The following is a 518-nucleotide window of genomic DNA, read 5'->3' as shown; positions in this document are numbered from 1 at the left end:
CATTTACACCGACTGGCTGGAAATCAAAAAAGCCGGCCGCGGCGAACGCCTGCGCGTCAACAAACGCTTTACCGCCAAAGGTTAGACCATAGGTTTCAAGGCGAAAGACAATCTGCCGCCCAATCTGAAGAGGTCGTCTGAAAACCTCAAAACCGTTTTAACTTCGTTGAATCTGCACTTTCAGACGACCTTTTCAAAATCTATCTTCTAAACCAAAAATAGAAAAGGAGAATCCATGACCACCCGTCATCAACTGAACAACACCGAATTGGCAAACCATATCTTTTTAGAGGGTATGTATGACGACGATTATTTCCCGCCCGAACTCGTGCAAAAAGGAGAAAACATCCTAGTCGAACTGTGCCGCCAAATCGAAACCGAGCAGCCTGAAAATCTCGACGCACTATATAAACTGACCCACGCAGCTACCGAACGCTTTAACGAATTGGCGGAAGAGTTTGATGAAAACGACAGCGAAATCGAAACCGTCGCCAGAGACACGATTGCCACCGATATGG

The 518-nt window shown here is 46.7% G+C and carries 1 protein-coding gene; it reads left to right on the top strand.

The genetic code is table 11. The annotated features are described in order from the left end of the window. Positions 1–235: 235 nt before the first annotated feature. Positions 236–518 (top strand): DUF5713 family protein (locus ACTHUR_RS18250; protein WP_440400171.1); only part of this gene is annotated, 283 nt, incomplete at its 3' end.

The organism is Neisseria sp. P0021.S007, from assembly GCF_051956855.1.
The sequence above is the reverse complement of the archived record's forward strand: the minus strand, read 5'-3'. Positions and strand labels throughout refer to the sequence as shown.